This window comes from Brooklawnia cerclae (genome assembly GCF_011758645.1).
GTDB classification, from domain to species: domain Bacteria; phylum Actinomycetota; class Actinomycetes; order Propionibacteriales; family Propionibacteriaceae; genus Brooklawnia; species Brooklawnia cerclae.
This window is the reverse complement of sequence record NZ_JAAMOZ010000002.1, coordinates 189045-215894: the sequence shown is the minus strand read 5'-3', so window position 1 is coordinate 215894 and position 26850 is coordinate 189045. Positions and strand designations below refer to the sequence as shown.

Below are 26850 nucleotides of genomic sequence, written 5' to 3'. Positions count from 1 at the left end.
ATTTACGCAACTGAGTTGTCCTCACTAAACGAAACAGTTGTCTTACCTAGTCATCGACATATCTGCTGTTGCGGCTGCGCGGCCCGGACTTTCCGATCATCCAGACGATCGGCGCGCGGAGATCAGGGTTCACGGCGGGCACGAGAGCCCCAGGGTTGTCCACAGACGGTGTGGACAACCCTGGGGAGAAGTCACCCGAGCCTGTGCACTTCCACCGTGGGGGCTGTGGACCGAGCTGTGCGGGACCAAATTACGTCGACGTAGTTTCTCGTACCGAGTTGTTCATCGGCTCAAGGTGAACTAAGAATATGGCACACGATGCGAAGAGCGTCGATGAACATTGGGGAGGGCTCACGGGCGGGGGATGAACCTCACCACGCCGGTAAGGTGACGGGCCGGCGGGACCTTCCGATGTGTTCATGGTGGCCGGAAGCGTCACACCATCTTCGGCCCACCTCGGGCCCCAGTTGTCTGCAGACAAACCGGGGCCCAACCCTTTCCGGGGGCGATCCGCGGCGCAACCGCGGTCCCACGACCGACCAGGCGCACTGCCATCGCGCGCGTCGCCGCGCCACCGCGTCCGTACCCGGCTCGACCGCGTCCGTCAGGTGACCTCACCCGTCTCCCCGGCGGCGTCCCCCGTGAGAGACTTCGTGCGTGAGCACGGCGTCCAAACCCTATGGGATCAATCCCACACGGACGGCCGTGGTGTATCTGGCAGCGCTGTTCGCCTACACGGTGGCCGTGTTGCAGCGCACCTCGTTCGGCGTGGTCGGGCTGGAGGCGGCGCAACGGTTCTCCGCCGGCGCCAGCGTCGTCAGCATGTTCGTGGTCCTCCAACTGCTCGTCTACGCCCTCGGGCAGGTACCTGCCGGACTGCTCGCCGACCGCTTCGGATCCCGGGCCGTGATCACGACCGGGGCGCTGGTGATGATGTCCGGGCAGGTGATCCTCGCGTTCACCGACTCCGTCCCCGTGGCCATCGCGGGACGCGCACTGGTCGCCCTCGGCGACTCCTTCACCTGGACCCCGACGAGCCGGCTCCTGCCCCAGTGGTTCTCCGCCCGGTGGGTGCCGCTGGCGACGCAGATGACGGCGATCCTCGGAGCCACCGGCCAACTCCTCAGCGCCTTCCCGTTCGCCGCGCTCGTCCACACCGACGGCTGGACGACGGGCCTCCTGGGTGCCGCCGCCGTCGGCCTGCTGGCGGCCTGTCTGGCGTTCCTGTGCATCCGCAACGCCCCTGCCGGCGCCGTCGTCACGACGGGACCGCGTCCCGGCGGCGGGACCCGCGGGCAACTGTTCGAGGTGCTGCGCCAGCCCGGCACCCAGACCGCGTTCTTCGGGCACTGGGTGGCGTCCTCGTGGTCGATGAACCTGATCATGATGTGGGGGCAGCCCTTCCTCGTGCAGGGCGAGGGCTACACCCCGGCGCAGGCCGGCTCGCTGTTCGTCTGGCGCTGGGCTGCGAGCGCCGCGTCAGGCCTGGTGCAGGGCTACATGACCGGACGCCACCCCCTGCGCCGCAGCACCCTGGTGCTGATCGGCTTCGTGCTCGGGGCCGCGCCGTGGGTCGCCGTCCTCGCCTGGCCCGGGCAGGCGCCCTACTGGCTGCTGGCGCTGATGTGCCTCGGCTCGGGCGCCGCGGAGCCGGGGGGCAACGTCAGCTACGACATCGCCCGCACGGCCAACCGGAAGGCCCACACGGGCACGGCCACCGGCGTGGTCGTCATGGGGGGATTCATCTCGTGCCTGGTCACCACGTGGATGATCGGCCTCACGCTCGACCTTCTGGGCGGCGGCTACACCCGCACCGACTTCCGCATCGCGATGTCCACCCAGTTCGTCATGCAGGGGCTCGGGCTGGCCGCTTTCCTCCGTGCACGGGGCCGGGCCCGCAGGCTGGACACCCGGACGAACGGCACGGTGTTCCTGCCCTGGCGGGACGTGATCGCCCGCGAGCGGCAGCGTTGGCGCGACCAGCACGGAGGCGACCCGCAGGCTTCGGGCCGCTGATCGTACCCGGATGCGGCAGCCATGCCGACACTTTGGCAACATATGGCAACACAAAGACTTTGTTGCTCCACGTTCTGGTCCGCCCTCCCGCTCGAAAAACCATTCTGGGAGACTGGCGCCATGGCTTCGGACACCTTGAATGCGGCTATCAACCTGCGGCTGGCTCTCCTCGAGCTGCCGAGACCAGCCGAGACGGAGAGCGGGATCGGCCTCGTTGAGCCCCTGCTCGCCCGCCAGCGCGAACTTTCTCGCCGCCTGTCAGATCGGCTCAGCCCTGCGGACCAGCGCATCCAGGACTTCCTGGACGATTACCTCGAGGGTGCAGTTGCGCGGCCGCAACTCCCCAAGCAGACCCTGATCCTCGATCATGCGGGGCTCGCCCGTGGGCTCAGCCTGCCGGCGGACGGCGACGAGTTCCACTCCGCGCTGTTGTCGAGCTACCGGCTCACCAACGGCGTGCTGCACAATCCCGCGAACGACCGCCGCACCACGGCCGGCGTCTTCCACGTGGCCGAGGGCGGCCTGCCCATCCCGGACGACAAGATCGTCGTGACCCGTGATGTCTTCGCCCAGTTGCTGGAACTCGCCTTCCAGCCCCCGCGCGAGGACATGGTGCTGCCCTACACCGCCGGCCAGGCCGAGCCGGCCGCGTGCTTCGTCTCGCTGCTCATGCGCCCGCTCGTCGTCCCGGAGGTTCCCGGTGGCAGCGTCCGCAAGACGATGGAGACGCGCTTCATCGTCCCCGGCGGCCTGGTCTGCAACCTCGACTTCGTCGAAGGCATCTTCGGCAACGCGGGCGACCCGCAGCTGCCCGAGAACGACGCCGCTCTCGATCCCACCGGCTGGTCGGGGCACACCGGCTGTGTCATCCTGGCCCCGCACCTCACCAAGGTGACCAAGAAGAGCCTCGGCATGCCGCACTGGGACGACGCCACGGAGCGCCAGCGCCGCGACGGCCAGTGTTGGAAGAACGAGGACGACCTCTACAACGGCGGCCAGGCCTTCAAGGTCTGCGCACGCGACGAGCGTGGCGTCATGGTCACCGTGATCGCCGACAACTACTTCGGCTACTGCAAGAAAGAGGTCAAGACCCAGCTGTCCTACGCGGCCAACCTGCTGGGCTGCGCCGAGGAGGAGCACTCGGGTGGCGCCCTCGTCTTCCCCGCGTACAACCTCGGCAACGAGTTCACCGACGGGTACACGCCGGCCGACTACACGCTGGCCGACGTGATCGCCCGCGAGCCGGAGCGCTTCCAACTGCAGCCGGAGGGCCATGCGCTCGACCTGCAGCAGCCGCACATCGTCCTCGTGCCGGGCGGCGCCACCTACAGCATGCGCGACCAGACGGTCACCTGGGCGTCCGACGCGGGCACGAGCCAGGTCAAGCTGCTCGCCGGGAAGGTGTACATCACCCCGAACGGCTACCGCATCTTCGCCAAGCATCGCGAGATGGACGAGACGCAGTGGCACCTGGTCGGGGTGTCGCCGATCTCGACCGAGTGCCACAAGCCCTCGACGGTGTCGGGCGGCGGCAAGAGCGAGATCAGCAAGTCGATCAGCGACGCGTTCGTCTTCGGCAACGCCTACGCGGCCGACTTCGAGGACGACATGCGCCAGGTGCAGCGCCTGCTGGACTCCGACTTCTCCGATCGTTTCAGCGACCCTGAGCGGGTGGGCAAGGACCGCCGCCCGATCCTGTCGGACAAGCGCAGCCTCGGTTCGGTCATCAAGCTGCTCACGCCGCGTAGCGAGTACACCGACGACTACAACCACTTCCTGCGCTCGATCCCGGCGCACGTCAAGGAACTCCTGTTCACCGTCAAGCGCTACTACAAGCCGGAGTGGGGCACCGACTGGCGCAGCCACTTCAGCGTCGGCATCATGAACGGCCGGCCCGGCAACGCGTTGCGGCTCGACGGCGACAAGGTCATCGCCAATCAGTTGCGCGTCGGGTTCCAGCCCGACGGGAGCTGGCGGCTGTTCAGCCTGCGTCCGGACTACAGCCCGGCGATCAAGGTGCAGACCGAGGACGACATCACGGCCTCCACGGTGTGTCCCCCGTTCGAGCAGGCGCCCGCGGGCTTCGGCAACCAGGAGGGGCTGCCGCGCAAGTTCGTCCTCAACTGCGAGCAGTTGCTGTTCCAGCGCCCGGACGACGCCATCCACCGTGGCTACGACAGGCAGACCGAGCACGACCTGGCCCAGTCCGGCACGTTCATCTCCAACTTCGAGCCGTTGACCCACGCCGACGCGCGCGAGCTGAAGAGCAACGCACAGGTCTTCAGCGAGTACACCGAGCCGATGCAGCAGTTGATCAGCCAGGTCTCCGGGAAGGACGACGAGGAGTCGCCCAAGTACTGGATCGCCTCTGACCAGCCGCGTCTGGTCAACGGGAAGCGCTCGAAGAACCCCCGCTACCTGCAGGTGCGCCCCGATGTGTCGAACCCGGAGGCCACGGCTGCCGCCGAGCTCGCGTCCCATCTGGTGCGCAAGCTTCCGACGACCCAGTTCGCACCCCTGTCGGTCGACATCGTCGCCGCGGGCCGTCGCAACAACCCGAAGGAAGAGGGTGTGCCGCCGCTGTGCGTGTACAACCCGCTGCACTACATGGAACTGCCCGAACTGTTCATGGAGTTCATCAGCTCGATGACCGGCAAGTCGCCCTCGACGACCGGCGCGGGCAGCGAGGGCGCTCTCACCAAGGGCCCGTTCAACGCGATGCCTCCGATCATCGACCTCAACGCGGCCTTCCTGTCGTACGCCATCACCGGGTACGACGGCTGGCTCAGCTCGGCCGGCTACATCGGCCCGAAGGTAAAGGTCGACCACGACATCTCGATGCTGGTGCCGGAGCTCTTCAGCCGCATGTGGCCGGACGAGCGCCGCGCCGACGTGCTGATCCGTGACGGTTACCTCGACAAGCTCGAGGACTTCGAGTACGAGGACCGCACGATCCTGGCCTCGCGGCTCGGCTACCGCATGAACGAGCGCTTCGCGACCACCTACTTCGGGCGCATCTTCCTGCATCCCGACGTGGTGTTCACCGACGAGATGCTGCGTCCCGAGTTGCAGGACGCGGCGATCTTCGCCGAGAGCATGGACGTCATCGTCACCACCCACCAGCGGGTGGCCGAGGCGTACTTCCGCGACAACGGCATCGAACTGGCGGTGCCCCCGCTCAAGGGGCTGCTGGAGATCATGGCCAACGGCCAGACGGCCGAGGGATGGAAGCTCGACTCGCCCGAGTTCCGTGAGCTGTTCACCCGCGAGAGCGTGCTCGCCAGCGACTGGTACGCCGCCCGCCTCGACGCCAAGCAGGCCGCCGAGGTGGAGCATCAGCGGCAGGGCCTCGAGCACCTGCAGGCGTTCGCCTCCGAGCCCGGCAACGAGTCGGTCATCGGACGGCTCAACCTGGCCGATCGCGCCGCGAAGGCTCACGCCGAGCTCGAACGGCTGTCGAGCGACGCCTACCGCGCCTCGCTGGTCGGGACGATCGGACGTCAGGTCCGGTTCGGCTGATCCTGGGTCTCCATCACGACGGATGGGCCGTCGCACTCCCGGGTGCGACGGCCCATCCGGCTGTTCGGCTTGAACCTGCCATCATGTGAGCTTGAACCTGCCATCGTGTGAGGGTGTTGGGTGTGGACATGGATCACGATGAAGGCGGGCCGCTGCGGATCGGTGTGTTCTCGACTCTGTCGAGGATCAGCGTGCGGATGCTGCGTCACTACCAGGAACACGGGTTGCTCGAGCCCGCGGAGGTCGACCCGTTCACCGGGCGGCGCTACTACCGGGCACGGCAACTCGTGGACGCGCATCTGATCGTCCAACTGCGCGATGCCGGGTTCCCCGTCGAGGCGATACGTGGCCTCCTCGACGGCATCGACGATCCAGCAAGGGTCGATGCCGCGATCGCGGCCCAGCGGGAGCGACTGCGCTCGGCCCGCGACGAGGTACACGCACGACTCGCAGCCCTTGACCGTGTTGGTTCCACCTTGAAGGAGAGACCCGAGATGACCGATGTGCGCACCATGACCATTCCCGAGATGACTGTCGCCTCCCTGCGGAAGACCCTCCCCGGTTATGCGGACGAGGGGCTGCTCTGGAACGAGATCATGCCTCTGCTGGAACGCTCCGGCGCCACGCTTCCCGCCGGGGGAATCTGCGGAGCGACCTTCCACGACACCGAATACCGTGACACCGATGTCGATGTCGAGGCCTGGGTGCAGGTGGCGGCACCCTTTGATCCGGTGGCACCCCTGGTCTGCCGCGTCCAGCCGTCGCAGGACATCGTCACCGCGACCCTGACCGGGGACTACTCACAGATGCCGGGTGTCACGGCCGCGATCGGCGCCTACATCGCCGAGCACGACCTGGCCACCGGGCCGATGTTCGACATCTACCGAGTCGGCCCGGCCCAGAATCCCGATCCGAGCAGCTGGGTCACCGAGGTGTGCTTCCCCGTCGTCGGGTGACCGTCGGACGAGAATGCGGGATCGCGTCGCCACCCAGCGTGTCGCGGCGACGCGATCCCCGTTCTCGTCCAGCGAAGGCCCGGGGGTTCCCGGCCCGGTTACGCCTCCAGGCTCTTGCCGTTGGCGTTGCGCAGGAACAGTGCCGCCACCGCCGCCACCACGGTGATGCACAGGGTCGTGAGGCCGATCTCCAGCGGGATGTTCTGCGTTCCCGGAGGGGCGATCGCACTGAAGACACTCGGCGCGAAGGCCGCCAGCATCAGGCCGACGTTCTGGGAGACGGCGAAGCCTGTGACGCGCAGGCGCACCGGGAACTGCTCCTGGTAGGCCGTCGCGAAGGTGGCGTTCCACATCTGGAAGAAGACCGACATGGCGAGCAAGCCGAAGACCAGCACCAGCCAGAAGTTCTTCGCCTGGACGGCGTAGAGGTACGGGATGGACATGATGCCGCCGCCCAGGGTCCCGATGATCATCGGGATGCGCCGCCCGTACTTGTCGGAGAGCTTGCCGAACAGCGGGATCGTCGCAGCGGACGCGGCGTTGATGATGAGGGTGATCCACAGGAACTCGCTGGTCGTGAACCCGATGCCGTAGCTTTCCTGCTTGCCGTAGGCGACGCCGAAGACCAGAGTCGCCGTGCCGATGACGTTGGCGAGGGTGCAGACGATGCAGATCAGCACCACGCGCGGGTAGCGGGTGAAGACCTCCACCACCGGGGCCTTGTGCTTCTTGGCCTCGGCGGCCTGCTCCAGGTAGACCGCGGGTTCCTCGACGGTGCGCCGGATGATGTACCCGGCGACGACGACGATCGCACTCAGCAGGAACGGAACACGCCACCCCCAGCTCTCGAATGCCTCTTTGGGAAGCGCGGACGCCAGCGGGAGCAGGATCAGGATCGCCAGGATGCTGCCGATCTGCGAGCCCTGCAGATTGAAGCTCGCGAAGAACGCACGTTTCGCGTCCGGCGCGTGCTCGACGACCAGTGCGTTGGACCCGCCCAGCTCACCGGCCACCGCGAAGCCCTGCACCAACCGGAGGACCACCAGAAGAACGGGGGCCAGGACGCCGACCTGCCCGTACGTCGGCAGGAGGCCGACACCGAAGGTGGCGAACCCCATCAGCAGCATGGCGATCACGAGGACGTGCTTTCGGCCGTGGCGGTCGCCCAACCCGCCGAGGACCACTGCGCCGATGGGGCGCGCGACATAACCGACACCGTAGGTGGCCAGGGACGTGATGATCGCCATGGCCGGGTTGGTCGAGGGGAAGAAGATGGTGGGGAATATCAGCGCAGCGGCTTGGGAATAGAGCGTGAAGTCGTAGTATTCGAGCGCGCTTCCGATCCAGCCGCTGGCTGCGGCATGTCGTAGATTGCGTGCCGATGATTTCTGGTCGGTTGGTGAGGTGTCCGGCACCTGATGTGTTTCCATGGTCACGTGGATTCCTTAATGGAAATTGATCAACCCTGATCTTCCTGACGGAATGGATCAACTCTGATCGTGTCGAATTGAGATGGTGGCTCACCCGGCCAGGAGGAGGCCCGGGTGGTTTTTCGCCGGCCCGTCGTACGTGGCGGGGCACAGCCGGCGTACCCGAAGGCACGGCCTGGTCTCGTACTCGTCGCCGGCGAAGATCTGGCTACGTGCCCGTCCGCTCAGGCGAACAGGGACGAGATGTAGTCCTTGATCGGCCCGGCCTCGGCGTTCCCGGCGAAGTACTCCGCGAACCTCTCGCCGGCGACGGTCTCGGCGAGGAAGTCCTGGTCGATCTCCGCGAGCACCTGGATGAGGGGCTTGTGGATCGCGGCCCGCAGGTCCCAGAGGATGCGGGCGTTGCGCTGCTCGGGCACCGCACGTTCCTTGGGGTAACCGCCGCCGATCGGCTCCGCGAAGAGCCGTTCGAAGATCAGCTCGAGGTTGAGTTCGGCGCCCCAGCCGAACCCTTTCGCATACGGGATCGACAGCGCGTTGCCGCCGTTGATCTGCGAGAACAGGTAGGCGTCGGTGGGTTCCACGGCGAGACCGCAGACCACACCGGGAAAGCTGTTGCAGGCGATCATCGCGCCTTCACCGGTGCCGCAACCGGTGACCACGAAATCCGCGGCCTTCGAGTTGAGCAGGATCGAGGCCAGCAGTCCGTTCTGGACGTAGGTGAGCTGACTCTCACCGTCGACCCCGTACATCCCGTAGTTGAACGCCTCGTGCCCCTTCGCGTCCGCGACCTTCTTCAGCGCCTGGAAGATGACGGCATTTTTCGCGGCTTGGGAGTTCTCATTGACAAGTGCGATCTTCATGATCGATCGAACCTTTCCGTCCCGATTTCCCGGAACTGTTTCGGATGTGGACGAGCAGGGATCTCCCGGCGACTCAGCAGAACGAGAGGAGATATTCGGTGAAGCACAGGACCGTGAGCGACTGGCCGTACGGCATGGCCGTCTTGTCGATCCGCCGATAGAAGTCCAGGTCCTCGCCCATACCGGTTCCCACCGAGACGTCCTGGACCTCGCCGGACTCGTTGATCCGCTCGGCGAGCGCTGCGACAGCCTTGTGCGCCACATCGGCGTACTTCGGGTCGATGTAGCGCTCGTGCACCGACTTGAGCAGCCCGTACGCGATGCCCGCGGTGGCCGACGACTCGACGTACGACGCCGGGTCGTCGAGCAGCGTGTGCCACATGCCCGACTCGTCCTGGAGTTCGGCGAGCTTGGCCACCTGATCGGACAGGATCGACGCCAGCCAGTCCCTGACCGGGTCACCGGCCTTGAGGCGGCTGATGTCCAGGAACTCCGGGATGGCGATGGTGACCCAGCAGTTGCCGCGGGCCCACAGGGCTCCGGCGTAGTTGTCGCGCCTGTCGAAGGACCATCCGTGGAACCACAGGCCGGTCCTGCGGTCCATGAGGTAGTTCGCGTGCACCAGGAACTGGTATTTCGCCTCCTCGACGTACTCCGGGCGGTCGAGCAGCCGGCCGATCTTGGCCAGCGGGAGCACGGTCATCATGAGGGTGTCGTCCCAGAGTTGCTGGGTGTTGGGGCCCGCGTAGGTGATGTGTTGCAGGCCGTTGTCGTGGGTGCGCGGCATGTCGTACATGACCCACTTCGCCCACTGATCGAGGTAGGGAACGTAGCGGCAGTCCCCCGTCTCCTCGTAGAGACATGCCATCGCCAGGAGCGGTGCCATCGTGTTGACGTTCTTGGGCGGGCTGCCCTTTTTCAGGGCCTCGTCGAACCAGTCCTGCACGACCTTCAGTGCCATCGGGTTCTTCGTGATCCTGTAATTCTTGTAGATCCCGTACAGGCCGACGCCCTGGGGCCAATTCCACACGTCCCAGCTCTTGTCGTCGACGACCATGTCATCAAAGCGCAGAAGGAATTCACCTGAATCGTCCCTGATCGTCGTCAGATCAGAAATCATGTCATCGATTCGGCGCTCGATCAGCTCTCTGGTGAGCTTGTTCTCGTGAGGCATATTCCCTCTCCCCGGGATCATCGTTGAAGCCTGTCCGGGAGATGATCGTACGCACCGCCGAGTGGCCTGAGTAGGTGTGCAAGCTAGCAGCTATTGCCCAGAAGCTATGTTCTCTTGCAGACCGCCCGAACGAGGCATACCGGCCGTACCCAAGCATCTGTGCTTGCGAACAAGGAATCTCGTCTCGTCCGCCGGTTCGTCCGCGCGCGTGGGGACGCTTGCCGGGCCCGAGCCCGCCGCGGTGCTATCTTTCCCGCAAGGCCACGGAGGGGATGTGCCATGATGCAACGACGCGCGGTGATCGTGAACACACTGATCTCCAACCGCTTCGAGATCTACCACGTCGACCATGCCGTGGTCGAGCACGCCAGCCTTCACTATCACGATTTCCACGAGATAAACTGCGTTCTCGAAGGGACCGGCGTCTTTCATCTGGGCGGAAATGAATATCCGACGGAGCCCGGAACCGTGACGCTCGTCCACAGGAACGACCTGCACAACATCGTCAAACAATCCAGCGCCTATTACGAGCGCGCCTATGTCCATGTGAGAGAGGAGTTCCTGGCGGCCCGCTCGACCGGCAGGTCGGACCTCAACGCATGCTTCGCCAAGAACGGCAAGCCCGCGAGCCATGTGATCCGCGTCGATCCGACGTGGCTCCGCTCACAGATCACGCGCCTGGACGAGCACCAGGAGGACGACTTCGGCTCGGACCTGCTCTACGAGAACCACTTCATCGAGTTCATGATCCTGCTCAACCAGGCATTCCTCGGCTCCGACAAGGACGTCGTGCCCTACAACCGCCCCGTGTCGTCACTGGTCGCCGCGGTCATGGACCACGTGGGCGACAACCTGGACGCCGATCTGTCGCTCGACACGATCGCCAAGGCGTTCTTCGTGAACAAGTACTACCTGTCCCGCGAGTTCAAGAAGAGCACCGGGCTCAACCTTCACGAGTACACCCTCAAGAAGAGGCTCCTGCACAGCAAGGACCTTCTCACCGCCTACGGGAGCGCCCAGAGCGTCTACCGCATGTGCGGGTTCTCGTCCTATACGCACTTCCTGCGCTGCTTCAAACAGGAGTTCGACATGACGACCAAGGAGTTCATCCGGCGGAGCCGCAATCCCGACATCGTCCATTTCACCGATATCGGTCCGGACGCCGACCCCGGCACCCCGCGACCCGACGAGACCTCGACGCGGTGACGCGCACGCGGAAACCCCGGGTGCGCCAGCTCCGGCACCCTCACAGGCTCCCGTATCGGTCGACCGCCCTCGCGATGGCCTGGTTCGTGGTCTCCTCCATGACGACCACCAGATGCGGCCTGCGTGCGCTGACGGTCGACAGGATGCTGCCCACGGGGAGGACACCCTCGTCGATGTCGCAGCGCACGACCTTTCCCTCCTCGAGACGGTAGTCGTCGACGTGGACGGCGACGATCCGGTCGCCGAAGCGATCGAACGCCTCGTCCGTCATGGCGGCCGGATCGGTGGGCGCGTGAGGGTCGAGGAGCGCCGTGGGGTCGAGGACGATGCCCAGGAACGGGGAGTCGACGTCGCCGAGAAGCTGCTCGACACGATCGAGGTCGTGGATCGGATGGTTGACCCCCGGCTCGATGCCGACGATCGTGCCGACGCGCTCGCCGTACTCGACGAGCCGCCTCACGACCCTCGCGGTCTCCGCGTACACGTCGTCGGTGAAGTTCGCCGTCGTGTAGGCGAAGCCCTCCCGGTTGACGGTCCCCGTCTCGGTCGCCACGATCGGAGCGCCGAAATGGCGGGCGTTGCGGAGGTACGCCTCGAACGTCGCGAGCACCCCGGCCCGCCGCTCGGGGTCCGGATCGATGATGTTGCTGTAGCAACCCATCACCGCGATCTGGACGCCACGGTCGGCCATCACCCGCCGGAAATAGGCACCCATGCCCGGGTTGACCTGCCCGCCGCCGCTCAGCGCCGGGAAGGATCTGCCGAGCGCCAGCTGCACATTGTGCACGCCGTAACCTGCCAGCCCGTCCGCCAGTTCCTCCGGCGTCCTCGCCCACGTCACATCGTGGCCACGGGCCCCGAAATTGATCGTCATCGCACTGCCCTTCCGGTACCGGCTTCCGGGCGGACGACCCGGGGTGTGCTCGTCACCGGGCTCGTCCGCCGATCGCGTTCTCGCGGCATCGCCGATCAGACGATACCCGCCGCGGCCACCGGGACGCGGGGACTGTCCAGGTCGGCCCCTGGGCAGGCGCGTCGCCGCTTCACGAGCTCGGATCTTCGGCGGGCGGGAATAGACTGAGCGCACCGTCGCAAGGAGCCCCACATGTCACAGCAGCCGACCGGCTGGCAGGCGCCGACCCAGTGGCCGGCCCCGCAGGGTCAGCCGTGGGGTGGCGAGGGTGCGGGCAGCCTCCAGGCCGTTCACGGTGCCGGGCAGCGGACGGCCACCCAGCCCGTCGTGCCCCTGTGGCGGGAGGTCGTGGCGGCGATCATCGTCCTGGCGCTCGCCCTCGGCGCCGCCGGCGCCTGGATCGTGGACGGGGCGACCCCCAGCAATCGGTCGACGCCGATCACCCGGCACCCGCTGCCCCAGGTCCAGCGCCCGGCGCAGAACCCGACGAGCACCCATCAGGTCACCGTCACCCCTGATCTCAGCGTCGGGGTCGTCCTCGTCTGGGGTGAACTGACCGACAGCGAGAGCGCGGGGTCGGGCATCGTCCTGACCGACTCGGGACTCGTCCTGACCAACTATCACGTGGTCGCCGACACGTTCGCGCTCACCGTCGAGGTTCCCACCACCGGTGACACCTACGACGCGACCGTTGTGGGGCGCAACATGTGGGCCGACGTCGCGCTCCTTCAACTCGCGGGGGCCTCCGGGCTCCAGCCCGCTGCCATCGACCACGACGGCCTGGCCGTGGGCGACCAGGTGACAGCCGTCGGCAACGCAGACGGGGGTGGTGTCCTGGTCGGATCGGGCGGATCGGTGACCTCGGTCGATGCGAGCGTCACCCTGCCGTCCAACTTCGGCATGTACGGAACCGACACGCTGTCGGGGCTGATCCGCTCGACCGCCGGAGCCATCCCCGGCTACTCCGGCGGCCCGACCTTCGACTCCGACGCCGAGGTGGTCGGCATGACCAGCGCCGGGCGCACCCGCGTCTCGAACGACATGACGACCTTCTCCATCCCCATCGGCAGCGCGCTGGAGATCGTGGACGACATCGTCGCGGGCCACGAGACCGAGCACACCAGGATCGGGCCCGCGGCCTGGCTCGGGGTGTCGCTCGGGGCCGCGGACAGACCGGCCGTCACCTACGTCCAACCCGGATCCCCGGCCGAGGTCGCGGGCCTTTCCCCCGGCTCGACGATCACCGCCTTCGGCGGGATTGCCGTCGAGACCGCCAACGCGTTGCTGAGGTTGGTGGAGTCCACCGATCCAGGCGACCGGGTGGATCTGGAGTGGACCGACGAGGCCGGAATCGCGCAGGCAGCGCCGGTCGTCCTCGGGACGAGTTCCACGAACTGAGCCGGGCCCGACCTCAGTCGTCGAGACCGCGGGCCATGAGCGCCTCGCCGATCGAGTCCGCGTCCCTCAGCGCGCGGACGAGCAGGGGCACCGCGAAGGCCCGCAGGCTGTTGGTCGCCCCCCGTGCGATCTGAGCCTCGCGCACCTCCCGCGCCAGGCCGGCGACCACGGGGACGCACCGGATGCCCAGCAACAGGATGAGGCCGAGCCGCTCGGCGTCCACGCCGAAGCGGCGCAGGGGTGCCGCGGCCCGGACGACCACGTCGATCAGCGAGGTCGTGGGCGTGGTGAGGGTGACCAGCGCGGCGGCACACACCAGGACGGCGATCATCACCGTGACCGCGATCGCACGCTCCCAGCCGGCGGTCCACCAGTTCATGGCGGCGGTGAACACCAGGAGCCAGGCCATCGGGCGTACCTGCCGGAGCAGGAGGAACGGACCGTATCCGGCGATCCCGTAGGCGACTCCCACGAGGGCGAACGCGGCGACGACCAGCCACCATTCCCGCTGAAGCCACACCGAGGCGATCCCGAGCAGCACCAGGGCGGCGAGCTTGACCGCCGCCGGGAGGCGGTGAAGCGGCGAAGTGCCCGGGCGGAACAGGCCGAGCGTGCTGGCCCCGAGCACCTCAGACCCCGGTCCTGGCCCCAGGAAGGTCCCCGTCGGGGTCGGCGTCCATGAGTTCCTGGTAGGCGGCGACGGCCTCGCCGGGCGTGCCGTCGGCGACCACTCGTCCCCCGTCGAACACCAGCACCCGGTCGAAGTCGCGCAGCAGATCGAGGTGGTGGGTGGCGAGGACGACCGTCTGCGGCAGGTCGCCGATCACCCGGCCGATCTGCCGGGCGTTGCGCAGGTCGAGCAGGGTGGTGGGCTCGTCCATCACGATGAGCCGCGGCGAGGTGATGAGCACCGAGGCGAGTGCCAGCAGTTGTTTCTGCCCCCCCGACAGCAGGTGGGCGGGATGATCACGATGCCCGGCCAGGCCGAAACGCGCCAGCGTGTCATCCACACGCGCGGCGATCTCGGCCTTCGACAGGCTCGACTTGCGCAGCCCGAAGGCCACGTCCTCGGCCACGGTCGGCATGATGATCTGACTGTCGGGATCGGTGAACAGGAAGCCGGTCATACGGCGCACGTCGCGGGCGCGGGTCGCGGTGTCGAGCCCGTCCACCCGAATGGTTCCCTGCGTCGGTACGTGCAGGGCGTCGAGCATGCGGACGAAGGTCGACTTGCCCGATCCGTTGTGCCCGATCACTCCGATGCGCCGCTGCTCGAGGCTGACGGTGATGTCGTGCAGCACCTCACGGGCCTGGGGGCCACCCTGGCCGTAGACGTGGCTGACCCCTTCGGCCTCGATGCGGACCGCCTCACTCATGGCCGACGGCGCCATCCCCACTCAGGGTCGCCGCGACCTCACCTGATCCCGGGGTCTCCTGCGAAGGGGTCTCCTGCGGCACCGGCGCCTTCCGGCCGCGCCAGGGGAGCAGGCCCGGGTATGCGGTGTGGACGCCCTTCGCGACCACCGCGGCGACCACGGCCTTGATCGCGTCGCCCGGCAGGAAGGGGAGATTGCCGGCCACGGCCTGCGCGAGGGTCAGGTGACCCGAGATCATCATGCCGGGGATGCCGAAGGCGTACGTCACGGGCAACCCGAAGATCAGGTTGATGATGAGGCCCTTCCACAGCGAGTAGGGCGCGCCCACCCGGTAGGTGACCCAGCCGAGCAGCCCGGCGACGACCGCGTAACCGATGAGGAAGCCCCACGTGATGCCGGCGAAGACGCCGATGCCCCCGCGTCCACCCGACAGGAGTGGCAACCCGAGGGCCACCAGGGCGAGGAACAAGGCCTGGGACGCGAAGGCCCGGCGTCCACCGAGGATGGCCCCGGCGAGCATGACGCCGAGGTTCTGTGCGGTGATCTGCACCGGCGAGAACGGCGTGTAGATCGGGGGGACGAGGCCGAGGGCTGCGGTCACCCCTGCGAAGACGGCGACGAGGGCGAGGTCGCGGGCGGTGAAACCGTTCCGCTTGCCGGCCGCACCGGCGGCGGGTGCGTTCGTGGGCATGGTTGCGAGTCCCTTTCCGGGGCGAGCGCCCCTCTCGGAGAAAGACTCTAACACCGTTAGATCCGTCCCCACCCACGCCTCCCGCGGCACCCACCGCCCCGCCCCGGCCCGGCTCAGGCGGGCCGCCTGTATTCACGCGGGCCGTAGCTCTTTACGCGGGCCACACATCACCCGCGGGAACACACAGCACCCGCGGGAATCACGGAAGATTCGCGGGAAACGCGAACCACACGCCGGAGGCGCGGGCCACGGGTGGGGAATCCGGGCGGCAGGGTGCCACCACTCGGCCGATCGCCGGGCGACGGCGGCGTCGATTCAGTAGGCTATATCAGCCGTATACCACACGCCCCCATCGCCCCTTACCCCCGGGGGCATACTGTGGTGTCCACAAGGGTCTCGACCGGTGTAGTGTTCGCGCCATGGACGCACAGGTTCTCGCGCGCTGGCAGTTCGGGATCACGACTGTCTATCACTTCTTCTTTGTGCCCATGACCATTGGGACCAGCTGGATGGTCGCCGTGATGCAGACGCTGTGGCTGCGCACGAAGAACGACGACTGGCTGCGTCTCACGAAGTTCTTCTCCAAGCTGTTCCTGATCAACTTCGCCGCAGGTGTGGTCACAGGCATCGTCCAGGAGTTCCAGTTCGGCATGAACTGGTCGGAGTATTCGCGGTTCGTCGGCGACATCTTCGGCGCTCCCCTGGCCCTCGAGGCTCTCGTCGCCTTCTTCCTCGAATCCACCTTCATCGGGCTGTGGATCTTCGGCTGGGACAAGCTGCCCCGCGGCGTCCACAACGCCATGATGTACCTCGCGGCGCTCGGAACCACGATCTCGGCCATCTTCATCCTCGCGGCGAACTGCTTCATGCAGAACCCGGTCGGCGCCACCTATGTCAACGGCCGCGCCGAACTCACCGACTTCGGTGCGCTGCTCACGAACCCGTTCTTCCTGGTCACCTTCCCCCACCAGATCGGCGCGAGCTTCATGGTGGCCGGTGCCCTGCTCGCAGGTGTCGGCGGATGGAAGCTGGCAAAGGTCGCGAAGTCGGCCCCCGAGGGAACCTCGCATCCGGACGCCGACGCCTGGCGCAACGTGGCCAAGCTCGGAGCGTGGGTGCTGCTGGCGGCGTCCATCGTGGTGTTCGCTTCGGGCCACGCACAGGCCCAGGTGGAAAGCCGCCTGCAACCGATGAAACTGGCGGCGTCCGAGGGCCATCTCGACACCTCGACGTCAGCCGGGTTCGCGATCGTGGGCGTCTACACACAGGAACGCGACGAGCAGGGCATCACACATGTGACGAAGGTGTTCAGCTGGGAAGTTCCCTACGTGTTGTCGTTCCTGGCCTTCAACGACCCCAACGCCGAGGTCAAGGGCATCAACGACCTCACCGACGAATACCTGGCCGACGGCTACTCCGCCTACGACGGCACTCGCACCGAGTTGCAGGAGACGTTCGCCAGCGAGTTGTCGGAACTGTCGGTCGACCCCGTGCCCAACGTCATGGTGTCCTTCTACAGCTTCCGGCTGATGATCGGGCTCGGCACCCTCGGCATGCTGCTCGCCCTGGCGGTGCTCTGGTACACCCGCAAGGGCCACGTGCCGCCGGCCAACCGCCCGTGGCAGGTGCTGATGGGCGTGCTGCCGTTCCTGCCGCTGCTGGCCAACTCGTTCGGCTGGATCCTGACCGAGATGGGACGCCAGCCCTGGATCGTCATGGGGGTCCTGCCCACGTGGACGGCGGTCTCCCCGACCGTCAGCTTCGGGGAGGTGCTCGCGAGCATGATCGCGTTCACGGCCGTGTACGGCATCATCGCGGTCATCGTCCTGCGGCTGTTCTTCTACTTCATCGCCAAGGGGCTGCCCGAGACCGTGGTCGTCCCGGAGATCACCAGGGACGCCGACGCACCCCTGTCATTCGCCTACTGACCCGGGAGACCTGAGATGTCACACGAACAACTGATCATCCTGTGGTTCCTGCTCGAAGCCGTGCTGTGGATCGGGTTCTTCTTCTTCGAAGGGTTCGACTTCGGCGTGGCCATGCTGTACCCGATCATCGGCAAGGACCCGCGCGAACGCCGGGTGATGATCAACTCCATCGGCCCGACCTGGGACGGCAACGAGGTCTGGCTGCTCACCGCGGGCGGCGCGATGTTCGCCGCCTTCCCCGGCTGGTACGCCACCTTGTTCAGCGGCCTCTATCTGCCCTTGGTGCTGGTGCTGCTGGGCCTGATCATCCGCGGCGTCTCGTTCGAGTACCGGGCTCTTCAGCCGGGCGACAACTGGCGTGACGCCTTCGACGCCTGCTCGACGATCGGTTCCTACATCGTGCCGCTGGTGTTCGGCGTCGGCTTCACCAACATGTGGATCGGCATGCCGGTGGCCGGCGACCCGCCGCTGATGACCCAGGGCTTCTGGAGCCTGTTCAGCCCGTTCGCCCTGCTGGGCGGCGTGCTCACCGTCGTCCTGTTCATGGTGCACGGGGCCGTGTTCCTCTCTCTCAAGACCGACGGCGAGGTACGTGAGAAGGCCCACGGCATCGTCAAGCTGCTCGGCCCCGTGGCCCTCGGCCTGATGCTGCTCTTCGTGATCGTCGGAAACGTCGCCTACCCGGCGTCCGACAACCCGTTCCTCGACCCGGGGGCGGGCGCCGCCGCGCTGTGGGTCATCGGCCTGATCGGGGTCGCAGCCCTCGGCTTCGCGGTGCTGCAACTCACCCGCCGACATGAGGCCCTGGCCTTCGTCGGCACCGCCGTGTCGATCGTCGCCCTGTTCGCCGGCATCTTCGTGAAGATCTACGGGACGCTCGGATTCGCCCCCGCCGACGAAGCCACGCAGTTCGACATGTACGTCGCCGCCAGCTCGGAGGGGACGCTGGGGCTGATGAGCATAGCGGCGCTGATCTTCGTCCCCATCGTGCTGGCCTACACGATCTGGAGCTACCACGTGTTCCGCCGCCGGATCGGTGTCAAGAACATCCCGGACGACGCCGGGTCGCCCGTGCCCGCCCCTGCGGTCGCAGGGGACTGATACGAGTTGGCGCCACCGCTCGACAAGCGCCTCGTCCAACGCGCGACGGCGACCAGGGGTTTCCTGGTCGCCGTCGCTCTCACCGGGATCGCAGGAGCCGTCTGCGTCGTGGCGCAGGCCTGGCTGATCTCCCGGGCGGTCGCCGGGGTCTTCGACACCCGTTCCACCGACTTCCCCGGTCCCCTGCCCGGCCTGGGCGCCTGGGCGGCGGCGGTCCTCGGTGTGTTCGCCGTCCGGGGCGTGCTGAGCTGGCTCAACGCGTGGCTGGCGCACCGGGCGTCAGCGGCCGTCAAGTCGCAGCTGCGCACCGACATCATGGCCGCTCGTCTGGCGCGTCCCGCCGACTCGTCGGTGTCGAGCAGCGCACTGATCACCCTGGTCACGCAGGGACTGGACGCGCTGGACGGCTACTTCTCGAAGTACCTGCCGCAGCTGGTGATGGCCGCGTTCATCCCTGTGTTGATGGTCGCGGTCATCGCGGCCAACGACCTGCAGTCCGCCGGCATCATCGCGGTCACCCTGCCACTCATCCCCTTGTTCATGGTGCTCATCGGGCTGCAGACCCGCGACCAGGTGCGCCGCCGCTTCCGCTTCCAGACACGGCTGGCGAATCACTTCGCCGACCTCATCGCCGGCCTGCCGACCCTCCAGGTGTTCGGACGAGCCCGCGCACAACTCCGCGGCCTCCGCGAGACCGAGGACACGTCCCGCGCCGAGACGATGAAGACCCTGCGGATCACCTTCCTGTCGAGCGGGGTGCTGGAACTCCTGTCGACCCTGTCGGTCGCGCTGGTGGCCGTGTCCGTCGGGTTCCGGGTGGTGGACTGGGACCTCGACCTCGCGACGTCCCTGTTCATCCTCATCCTGGCCCCGGAGGCCTACCTCCCGGTGCGGCAGGTGGGCGTGCACTTCCATGACTCCGCCGACGGCACCGCGGCCGCCGAGGCCGCGTTCGCCCTCATCGAGGCCGGTTCCTCGCGTCCCGGAGGGGACCAGCCGCCACCCGATCTCTCCTCGGCCGCGATCGTCTTCGACCAGGTGTCGGTGACCTACCCGGGCGCGGATTCGCCCGCCCTCGACGCCCTGTCGTTCACCCTGCGGCCCGGAGAGGCCCTGGTGCTGGTCGGGCGTTCCGGCGGGGGAAAATCGACCGCGTTGGCGGTGCTCATGGGGCTCGTCCCGCCGTCGGTCGGCCGGGTGAGGGTCGGAGGGGTCGACCTGGCCACGATCGACATGGACGCATGGCGCCGCCAACTCGCATGGGTCGGGCAGGAGCCCGGCCTGCTGCGGGGGACGATCGCCGACAACGTGCGGCTGGGGTTCGAGGGCGCGAGCGACACCCAGGTGCGCAGCGCGCTCGACCGGGCGGGCGGGAGCTCGCTGGATGCCGGGCGGCTCGTCGGGGACGACGGCGAGGGCCTGTCGGCCGGTGAGCGCAGGCGCGTGGCACTGGCCCGGGCTCTGGTGCGCATCGAACTCGGCGGAGCCCGGCTGCTCGTGCTGGACGAGCCGACCGCGGGCCTCGACCAGGCCACCGAGGCGGTCGCCGTGGCCGCGCTGCGGGACGCGGGCGTGGGCGCCCTGCTGGTCACCCATCGTCCCGCACTGCTGCGGATCGCTGACGAGATGATCGCCGTCGGCGGGCAGGAGGCGAACCGATGAGCCCCACAGTCGCGGCACCCGGCGCGGGAGCCGCCGTCAGGGATGTGGCCGCGCTGGTCGGCGACCTGCTCAACCGCGTCGACCACGGCCCGAGACGGCTCGCGGTCTCGGCGCTGCTGGCCACCCTGGCGAGTGGTTGCGCGGTTGCGCTCATGGGGGTGTCCGGCTGGCTGCTCAGCCGGGCCGCGGAGCACCCACCCGTGCTCTACCTGCTCGTCGCCGCCGTCGGCGTCCGGTTCTTCGGCATCGGCCGGGGCGTATTCCGGTATCTGGAGCGCCTACTCGGCCACGAACTCGCTTTGCGCATGCAGAGCGCCCTGCGCATGTCGACCTACGACCGCCTGAGCCGGACCACCCTGCTCGGACGCCGGCACGGCGACCTGCTCGTCCGGACGACGGCCGACGTCGAGGCGATCGTCGACGTCGTCGTGCGCATCGCGCTGCCCTTCTGCTCGGCGAGCGTGGTGATCTGCGGTACCAGCATCATCATGGCCTGGTTCAGCCCGCTGTTCGCGGTCGTGCTGCTGGGCACCGCCGTGGCCGCGGGCATCATCGTCCCCTGGCTGGCGCAGATGTGGTCGCGCGATGCCGACGAACTCGCTGTGCCCGCCCGGGGGCGGCTGGCCGACGAGGTGCGGCAGACAGCGCGCTGTGCGACCGACCTGGTGGCCTACGGGGCCGCCGACGCCTCCACCGCGCGATTGACCGCCGTGGACGCCACCCTGCGCGTCGCAGAGGGCCGCGGAGCCTGGACGCGGGGGGTCGCCCAGGGCGTCCAATTGCTCGCGGCCGGCGTCGCGGTCGCGGCCGCCCTGGTCATCGGCGGGCCGATGGTCGCCTCCGGGGCGATGCGGCCGCCCAACCTCGCGGTGCTGGCCTTGACGCCGCTCGCACTCCACGAGGTCTTCACAGACTTCACCAAGGCGGCTCAGACGCTGACTCGCGCCCGGGCGGCCCTGGGACGCGTCCTGGCCCTTCTGCGGGCCGACCCGGTGGGCTCGGGTGATCGTCCGGCAGGTGCCGCGGGAACAGCGCAGCGCCTGCGGCTGGAGGGCGTGGAGATCGGATGGCCGGAGGCCGAGACCATCCTGCGCGACGTCGATCTGACGGTGGCTCCCGGGGAGTCGGTCGCCCTGGTCGGCCGCTCGGGCATCGGCAAGACCACGCTCGCGGCCACCGTCATGGGGCTCATCCCGAGCAGGGGCGGCACGATCGAGGTGCCGGGACGCGTCGGCTACCTGGCCCAGGACGCGCACATCTTCGCGACCTCACTGGCCGAGAACGTGCGGATCGGCAACAAGGACGCGACCGACGAGCAGGTGGCCGACGCCATGCGCAGAGCCGGCCTGGAACTCGACCCGAACCGGGTCGTGGGCGAGGAGGGAGCGACTCTGTCGGGCGGGGAGGCCCAGCGGATCGCGCTTGCCCGTGTGCTGGCCGCAGCGGAGCCATACGACCTGGTGATCCTCGACGAGCCCACCGAGCATCTCGACCGCGACACCGCCACCGCCCTGCTCGACGACCTGTTCGTCACGCTCGGGGACGCATCCCTGCTCGTCATCACGCACGACTCCGACCTGATGGCCCGCTGCGGACGCGTCGTCGACCTGGAATCGTGGGCGGTCGGGAGCGACCGGTAGCCGCGCGGGGTCGTCCGCCCTGCTCTGCGTACATCGACACGCCAGAGCAAGCGTTTTCCGGCGGTTCCCGGACGCACTGCTGCGCAATCAGCAGGGTGACGGCCTTCACCCGCACGAACCACCCGACCGGCGTGCGCAACCCCGGCTCAAGCCAGCATGTCGCGCACCAGAGGGGCGACCTTCGTCCCGTACAGCTCGATCGACTCCATGATGCGCTCGTGCGGCAGCGTCCCGGTGCTCACCTTCAACTGGACGCGCTCGGCATCCAGGGCCCGCACGGCCGCGGCGATCTTCCGCGCGGCCGTCTCCGGGGAGCCCACGATCATCGCGCCGTGCTCGATCTCATGGAGGAACTGCTCGCGGTCGGGACGCGGCCAACCGCGCTCGCGGCCGATGCGTCCGGTCATCTCCAGCCACGGCCGGTACACCTGCTCACGGGCGAGTTCGTCGGTCTCGGCGATGTGCCCGTAGGAGTGGAATCCGACCGGCTGGGGCGCCTTCCCGAGTTGTTCGAGCGCGCGGCGATGGAGATCCGCGAAGGGTGCGAAGCGCTCGTGCGGGCCGCCGATGATCGCGAGCATCATCGGCAGGTCGTAGCGCGCGGCCCGCACGACCGACTCGGGGCTTCCGCCGACGGCCACCCACGTGGGCAGCGGCCCGTGCTCGATCCGCGGATGCAGCTGGACGCCCGCCAGCGCCTGTGTGTGCTGCCCCTGCCACGTGACCGGCTCCTGCTTGAGGAGTTCGACGAACATGGCGAGCTTCTCCTCGAAGAGCGACTCGTAGTCGGCCAGGTCGTAGCCGAACAGCGGGAAGGACTCGATGAACGAGCCCCGGCCGACGGTGATCTCGGCCCGTCCGTTCGAGACCGCGTCGAGCGTCGCGAACCGCTCATGGACGCGCACCGGGTCGTCCGAGCTCAGCACGGTGACCGCGGTGCCCAGCCGGAGGCGCTCGGTACGCGCGGCGATCGCGGCCAGCACCATGTCGGGCGCCGAGATCGCGAAGTCGTCGCGGTGATGCTCGCCGATGCCGATGTGCTCGAGGCCCACCTGGTCGGCCAGTACGCCCTCCGCCACGACGTTGCGGATCACCTGCGCCTGCGACAGGCGGTCGCCCGCCGGATCATCGGTCACGTCGCCGAAGGTGTCGATGCCAAACTCCACGCTCATGCCCGTCCCAACGTAGATGACAGTTCAATCATTCCTGGAATACCGGCGCCCCCACAAGCATTGAACCGGCGTGAGCAAGGTTCTGGGCATCGTCGGAGCGGGCAAGCTGGGCACCACCATCGGCAGACTCGCCGCGGACGCCGGCTGGCAGGTGCTCGTCAGCAGCGGGCACCCCTCGCCCATGCAGGAACTCATCGTGTCGACCATGGTGCCATCGGCGCGTATGGCCGGGTGGGACGCACTCGTCCACGACGCCGACATCGTCCTGCTGGCGATCCCCTTCGGGAAGTCGGACGCGATCGACTACTCGTCCCTGTCGGGCAAGGTCGTCATCGACCCCATGAACCACTGGCAGGCGGTCGACGGCCAGGTGGACGCCCTGGACGGCCGCACCGGCTCGACCAGCGAGATCGTCCGGCTCCGCAACCCCGCCATGCGACTGGTCAAGACCCTCAACCACCTCTCCTACACCGACATGGTCGCGGACGCCAGGTCGTTCCCGGCGCCCGACCGCCGGGCCGTCGCGGTCGCATCGGACGACCCCGGGGCCCGGACGCTGGCCGCGTCCCTCGTCGACGACCTGGGCTTCGACCCGGTCGAGGTCGGATTCGACGCGGCCGCGACGCTCGATGCCGACGGCCCCGTCTTCGGCGAATGGTTCGACGCCGAACACCTCCGCCAGGTGCTCGGTTCCCGTTCCACCGAGACCGCCGGGACGACCGGCGAAGCTCAGACGGACGGCGTCGCCAAGGACACCCCGGTCGCTCCGCTGGGCTGACACGACGGGCACCAGTAGAGATTGCGCCCCGCCATGACCTCGGTGCGCACCTCCGTGCCGCACACCAGACAGGGCATCCCGGCGCGCCGGTACACGTAGACCTCGCCGCCGTGCGGGTCCTCCCGGGGCGGGCGTCCCATGGCCTGCGGCGTGTGGTCCTCGTCCACGGTGTCGATGCGCCCGACGCGATAGGCATACCGCATCAGCCCGACCAGGTCGGCCCACACGGAGTCGAACACCGCCCGCGGCACCTGCCGGGCCGCGACGTGCGGGTCGATGCCGTGGCGGAACAGTGTCTCGGCACGGAAGATGTTGCCCACGCCGGCGAACACCGACTGGTCCATCAGCACGGCCCCGACCGGACGCGAGGTCCGCGACAACTTCGCCCACGCCCGGGACGGGTCGGCATCGTCCCGCAACGGATCGGGGCCGCTGGCCGCGACGACCGCGTCCGACTCCGGACCGGTGATCAGCCGGCACCACTGGGGGCCCCGTAGGTCGGCCGCCTGCCCGTCCGCCGAGACACGTAGCCGCAGCGTGGACGGGTTGGACGGCGTCCCGGCCGGGACGAACGCGAGTCTGCCGATCAATCCCAGGTGGATCCACACGACATGATCGTCCTCGAAGCCGACCAATAAGTGCTTGCCCACCGCCTGCGCATCGACGAGCACAGAACCGTCCAGCAGTGCGGCAGCGTCGGCGAATCGGCCCTGTGGGCTCGCGACCCGGACGCTTCGTCCAGCGAATCGGGTTGTCATGCCGGTGGCGAGGCGGTGGATCACGTGACCCTCGGGCACCTGCCCACCTCTTTTCTTTGTAAGGCGACCCTCAGCAGTCTATGAGCACGATTGTGCGTATCCTGAGGCCATGCTCGTTGCATTCTCCGTCAGCCCATCCACCTCAGGCGAGCAGGGCTCAGTTCACGATGCGGTGGCGGCGGCAGTCAAGGTGGTTCGCGACTCCGGACTGCCCAACCGAACCGATTCAATGTTCACAACCATCGAGGGCACGTGGGACGAGTGCATGGATGTCGTCCGGCGTGCCTGCGAGGCCGTGGGCGAGTTCGGCCCGAGGGTCTCGCTCGTCCTCAAGGCCGACATCAGGCCCGGTTTCACCGGGGAGATCACGGCGAAGCTCGATCGGCTCGAAGAAGCTCTCGATCGTCTTGATTGACAAAGACCGCGATTCAGCGGGATTCACAGGAGATCGTCGCTCGGTTGCCGCGGTTGCCGGACGCGTATCTCGTTCAATGCGGACTTGAGTAGAGTATCCGCTGCAAGAGCGCCGGTTGCGGCGCACGGTCACGATGAGGTTGCCGGCCAGGCTGCTCGCCGAAGGACAGCCCGAACGACAGCCATTAGGGAAAAGGTCTCCTATGACTGACGGACCCCTCGATATCACACAGGTGCCCGACCTCGCCGGGGGCACAGGACGCGTGAGCCCGGTGCGTACGCGCATGCCGGTCTACGTGGACCTGCTGCCACCGTGCAACAACGCCTGCCCCGCAGGCGAGAACATTCAGGAATGGCTGCGGCTGGTGAAAGAGGACCAGTCGGAGGCCGCGTGGCGTCAACTCGTCCGCGACAACCCGTTCCCCGCCATCCACGGACGCGTCTGCTACCACCCCTGCGAGTCCGCCTGCAACCGCCGTGATCTTGATTCCGCCGTGTCGGTCCACTCCGTGGAGCGTTTCCTCGGCGACCTCGCGATCGAGAAGGGCTGGAAGTTCAACCCTGCCCGCAACAACACCGGCTACCGGGTGCTCATCGTCGGTGCCGGGCCGTCCGGTCTGTCCGCCGCCTACCATCTGGCCCGCCTCGGCCACGAGGTCGAGATTCACGACGCCGGTGACCACGCCGGCGGCATGATGCGTTACGGCATCCCCGAGTACCGCCTCCCGCGCGACGTTGTGGACGCGGAGATCGAGCGCGTCGAGGACCTGGGCGTGAAGATCGTCCTCAACCACACGGTGGACGACCTGCTGGAGGAGCAGCGCGCGGGCAACTTCGACGCGGTCTTCGTCGCCATCGGCGCCCACCTGTCCAAGCGGGTCGAGATCCCCAGCATGGACGCCTCCCACATGGTCGACGCGGTCGATTTCCTGCGCGACGTGGCCTCCGGTGAGAAGCCCCGGATCGGGCGCAGGGTCGCCGTCTACGGTGGCGGCAACACCGCCATGGACGCAGCCCGCGTCGCCCGCCGCATGGGCGCCGAGGAGGCAGTGATCATCTACCGCCGCGACCTGGAGCAGATGCCCGCCCACAAGGAGGAGCTGGAGGACGCCGAGGCGGAGGGCGTCAAGGTGCACTGGCTGCGCACGATCAACGAGGTGGCGGCCGACGACATCGAGGTCGAGATCATGGAACTCGACGAGAACGGCAAGCCCCACGGCACCGGGACGTTCGAGAAGCTGCCCGCCGACACGGTCATCATGGCCGTCGGCCAGATCGCCGACACCGGATTCCTGCGCAACATCCCGGGCCTGCGGTTCAAGGATGACGTCGTCCAGGTCGATCCGACGACGCTGATGACCGACGTGCCAGGCATCTTCGCCGGTGGCGATGCAGTGCCCTCGGGACGCACGGTGACGATCGGCGTCGGCCACGGCAAGAAGGCCGCGAAGATGATCGACACCTGGCTCAACCGGCAGCAGGTGCAGCCGCGCGTGAAGCACCCCGTGGTCGAGTTCGACGACCTGCACCTCTGGTACTTCGGCGACCACCCGCGCAGCGTTCAGCCCGAACTGTCACCGGACGAGCGCGTCGACGACTTCGAAGAGGTCGTGAAGGGCCTCACCGACTCCGAGGCCAAGTTCGAGGCCTGGCGCTGTCTGTCGTGTGGCAACTGCTTCGAATGTGACGGATGCCTGGGCTCCTGCCCCGAGGACGCGATCATCAAGCTCGGCAAGGGCCATCGCTACCGCTACGACTACGAGAAGTGCACGGGATGTGCGACGTGCTTCGACCAGTGCCCCGTACACGCCATCGAAATGATTCCGGAGAAGTGATGACTGAGGCTAAGATCCCC

Annotated in this window: 21 protein-coding genes; 12 read left to right on the top strand and 9 right to left on the bottom strand. The window is 67.7% G+C overall.

Translation table 11 applies throughout. The annotated features are described in order from the left end of the window. The first annotated feature begins 657 nt into the window (after positions 1-657). The 3 genes from FB473_RS14440 (at position 658) to FB473_RS14430 (ending at position 6491) form a co-directional block, all read left to right on the top strand. Positions 658-2016, top strand: a complete 1359-nt coding sequence (locus tag FB473_RS14440; protein WP_167170215.1) for an MFS transporter — start codon at positions 658-660, stop codon at positions 2014-2016. A 120-nt stretch (positions 2017-2136) separates the two neighbouring features. After that, positions 2137-5535: a PPi-type phosphoenolpyruvate carboxykinase family protein gene (locus tag FB473_RS14435; protein WP_167170212.1), complete on the top strand. Its 3399-nt coding sequence runs from the start codon at positions 2137-2139 to the stop codon at positions 5533-5535. 128 nt (positions 5536-5663) lie between these two features. Then, on the top strand, positions 5664-6491 hold the full coding sequence (locus FB473_RS14430) for a MerR family transcriptional regulator (protein ID WP_167170209.1): 828 nt from the start codon (positions 5664-5666) through the stop codon (positions 6489-6491). 98 nt (positions 6492-6589) lie between these two features. Here FB473_RS14430 and FB473_RS14425 read toward each other — a convergent pair whose 3' ends face one another. The 3 genes from FB473_RS14425 to bglB form a co-directional block, all read right to left on the bottom strand. Further along, entirely contained in the window at positions 6590-7921 is a 1332-nt protein-coding gene (locus FB473_RS14425; RefSeq protein WP_167170365.1) for an MFS transporter, read from the bottom strand. A gap of 224 nt (positions 7922-8145) precedes the next feature. After that, a complete protein-coding gene (locus FB473_RS14420) occupies positions 8146-8784 on the bottom strand; it encodes an RpiB/LacA/LacB family sugar-phosphate isomerase (protein WP_167170206.1) in 639 nt (212 codons plus the stop codon). A gap of 73 nt (positions 8785-8857) precedes the next feature. Then, positions 8858-9904 carry a beta-galactosidase BglB gene (gene bglB / locus FB473_RS14415; protein ID WP_208390814.1) on the bottom strand — a complete coding sequence of 349 codons (1047 nt, stop codon included), beginning with the start codon at positions 9902-9904 and terminating at the stop codon, positions 8858-8860. A 333-nt stretch (positions 9905-10237) separates the two neighbouring features. Here bglB and FB473_RS14410 point away from each other — a divergent pair, with 333 nt between their 5' ends. Then, positions 10238-11164: an AraC family transcriptional regulator gene (locus FB473_RS14410; RefSeq protein ID WP_167170199.1), complete on the top strand. Its 927-nt coding sequence runs from the start codon at positions 10238-10240 to the stop codon at positions 11162-11164. A 40-nt stretch (positions 11165-11204) separates the two neighbouring features. On the opposite strand, the gene FB473_RS14405 is transcribed toward FB473_RS14410, so the two are convergent. Beyond that, positions 11205-12038 carry a sugar phosphate isomerase/epimerase family protein gene (locus FB473_RS14405; protein WP_167170196.1) on the bottom strand — a complete coding sequence of 278 codons (834 nt, stop codon included), beginning with the start codon at positions 12036-12038 and terminating at the stop codon, positions 11205-11207. Between the two features lie 231 nt (positions 12039-12269). Between FB473_RS14405 and FB473_RS14400 the strand changes: the two genes are divergently transcribed. Continuing rightward, positions 12270-13475: a S1C family serine protease gene (locus FB473_RS14400; protein ID WP_167170192.1), complete on the top strand. Its 1206-nt coding sequence runs from the start codon at positions 12270-12272 to the stop codon at positions 13473-13475. Between the two features lie 13 nt (positions 13476-13488). Here the strand turns inward: FB473_RS14400 and FB473_RS14395 are convergent, their stop codons facing one another. From FB473_RS14395 to FB473_RS14385, 3 genes are read right to left on the bottom strand one after another with little or no spacing between them, the layout of a single operon-like run. Further along, positions 13489-14103: a CbiQ family ECF transporter T component gene (locus FB473_RS14395; protein WP_167170189.1), complete on the bottom strand. Its 615-nt coding sequence runs from the start codon at positions 14101-14103 to the stop codon at positions 13489-13491. A 1-nt stretch (position 14104) separates the two neighbouring features. Further along, positions 14105-14851 carry an energy-coupling factor ABC transporter ATP-binding protein gene (locus FB473_RS14390; protein ID WP_167170186.1) on the bottom strand — a complete coding sequence of 249 codons (747 nt, stop codon included), beginning with the start codon at positions 14849-14851 and terminating at the stop codon, positions 14105-14107. Continuing rightward, positions 14844-15542, bottom strand: a complete 699-nt coding sequence (locus tag FB473_RS14385; RefSeq protein WP_167170182.1) for a biotin transporter BioY — start codon at positions 15540-15542, stop codon at positions 14844-14846. The genes FB473_RS14390 and FB473_RS14385 overlap by 8 nt, the downstream gene beginning before the upstream one ends. A gap of 419 nt (positions 15543-15961) precedes the next feature. Here FB473_RS14385 and FB473_RS14380 point away from each other — a divergent pair, with 419 nt between their 5' ends. From FB473_RS14380 to cydC, 4 genes are all read left to right on the top strand, one after another. Beyond that, positions 15962-17470 (top strand): cytochrome ubiquinol oxidase subunit I, encoded by a 1509-nt coding sequence (locus FB473_RS14380; protein ID WP_167170179.1) that lies wholly within the window; start codon positions 15962-15964, stop codon positions 17468-17470. Between the two features lie 15 nt (positions 17471-17485). After that, complete coding sequence (gene cydB, locus FB473_RS14375) at positions 17486-18571, top strand: cytochrome d ubiquinol oxidase subunit II (protein ID WP_167170176.1); 1086 nt, start codon at positions 17486-17488, stop codon at positions 18569-18571. A gap of 63 nt (positions 18572-18634) precedes the next feature. Further along, on the top strand, positions 18635-20233 hold the full coding sequence (cydD, locus tag FB473_RS14370) for a thiol reductant ABC exporter subunit CydD (protein ID WP_243864024.1): 1599 nt from the start codon (positions 18635-18637) through the stop codon (positions 20231-20233). Then, positions 20230-21873: a thiol reductant ABC exporter subunit CydC gene (gene cydC, locus FB473_RS14365; protein ID WP_167170170.1), complete on the top strand. Its 1644-nt coding sequence runs from the start codon at positions 20230-20232 to the stop codon at positions 21871-21873. Before cydD ends, cydC begins: the two co-directional genes overlap by 4 nt. Positions 21874-22019: 146 nt before the next feature. On the opposite strand, the gene FB473_RS14360 is transcribed toward cydC, so the two are convergent. Next, on the bottom strand, positions 22020-23045 hold the full coding sequence (locus FB473_RS14360; RefSeq protein WP_167170167.1) for an LLM class flavin-dependent oxidoreductase: 1026 nt from the start codon (positions 23043-23045) through the stop codon (positions 22020-22022). Between the two features lie 70 nt (positions 23046-23115). Between FB473_RS14360 and FB473_RS14355 the strand changes: the two genes are divergently transcribed. Next, entirely contained in the window at positions 23116-23823 is a 708-nt protein-coding gene (locus FB473_RS14355) for an NAD(P)-binding domain-containing protein (protein ID WP_167170164.1), read from the top strand. On the opposite strand, the gene FB473_RS14350 is transcribed toward FB473_RS14355, so the two are convergent. Continuing rightward, positions 23775-24620, bottom strand: a complete 846-nt coding sequence (locus FB473_RS14350; RefSeq protein ID WP_167170161.1) for a DNA-formamidopyrimidine glycosylase family protein — start codon at positions 24618-24620, stop codon at positions 23775-23777. The genes FB473_RS14355 and FB473_RS14350 overlap by 49 nt on opposite strands. 70 nt (positions 24621-24690) lie before the next feature. Between FB473_RS14350 and FB473_RS14345 the strand changes: the two genes are divergently transcribed. Together FB473_RS14345 and FB473_RS14340 are read left to right on the top strand one after the other, a co-directional pair. Continuing rightward, complete coding sequence (locus tag FB473_RS14345; RefSeq protein ID WP_167170158.1) at positions 24691-24996, top strand: thiamine-binding protein; 306 nt, start codon at positions 24691-24693, stop codon at positions 24994-24996. Between the two features lie 202 nt (positions 24997-25198). Further along, positions 25199-26830 (top strand): NAD(P)-binding protein, encoded by a 1632-nt coding sequence (locus tag FB473_RS14340; protein WP_208390813.1) that lies wholly within the window; start codon positions 25199-25201, stop codon positions 26828-26830. Positions 26831-26850: the final 20 nt, after the last annotated feature.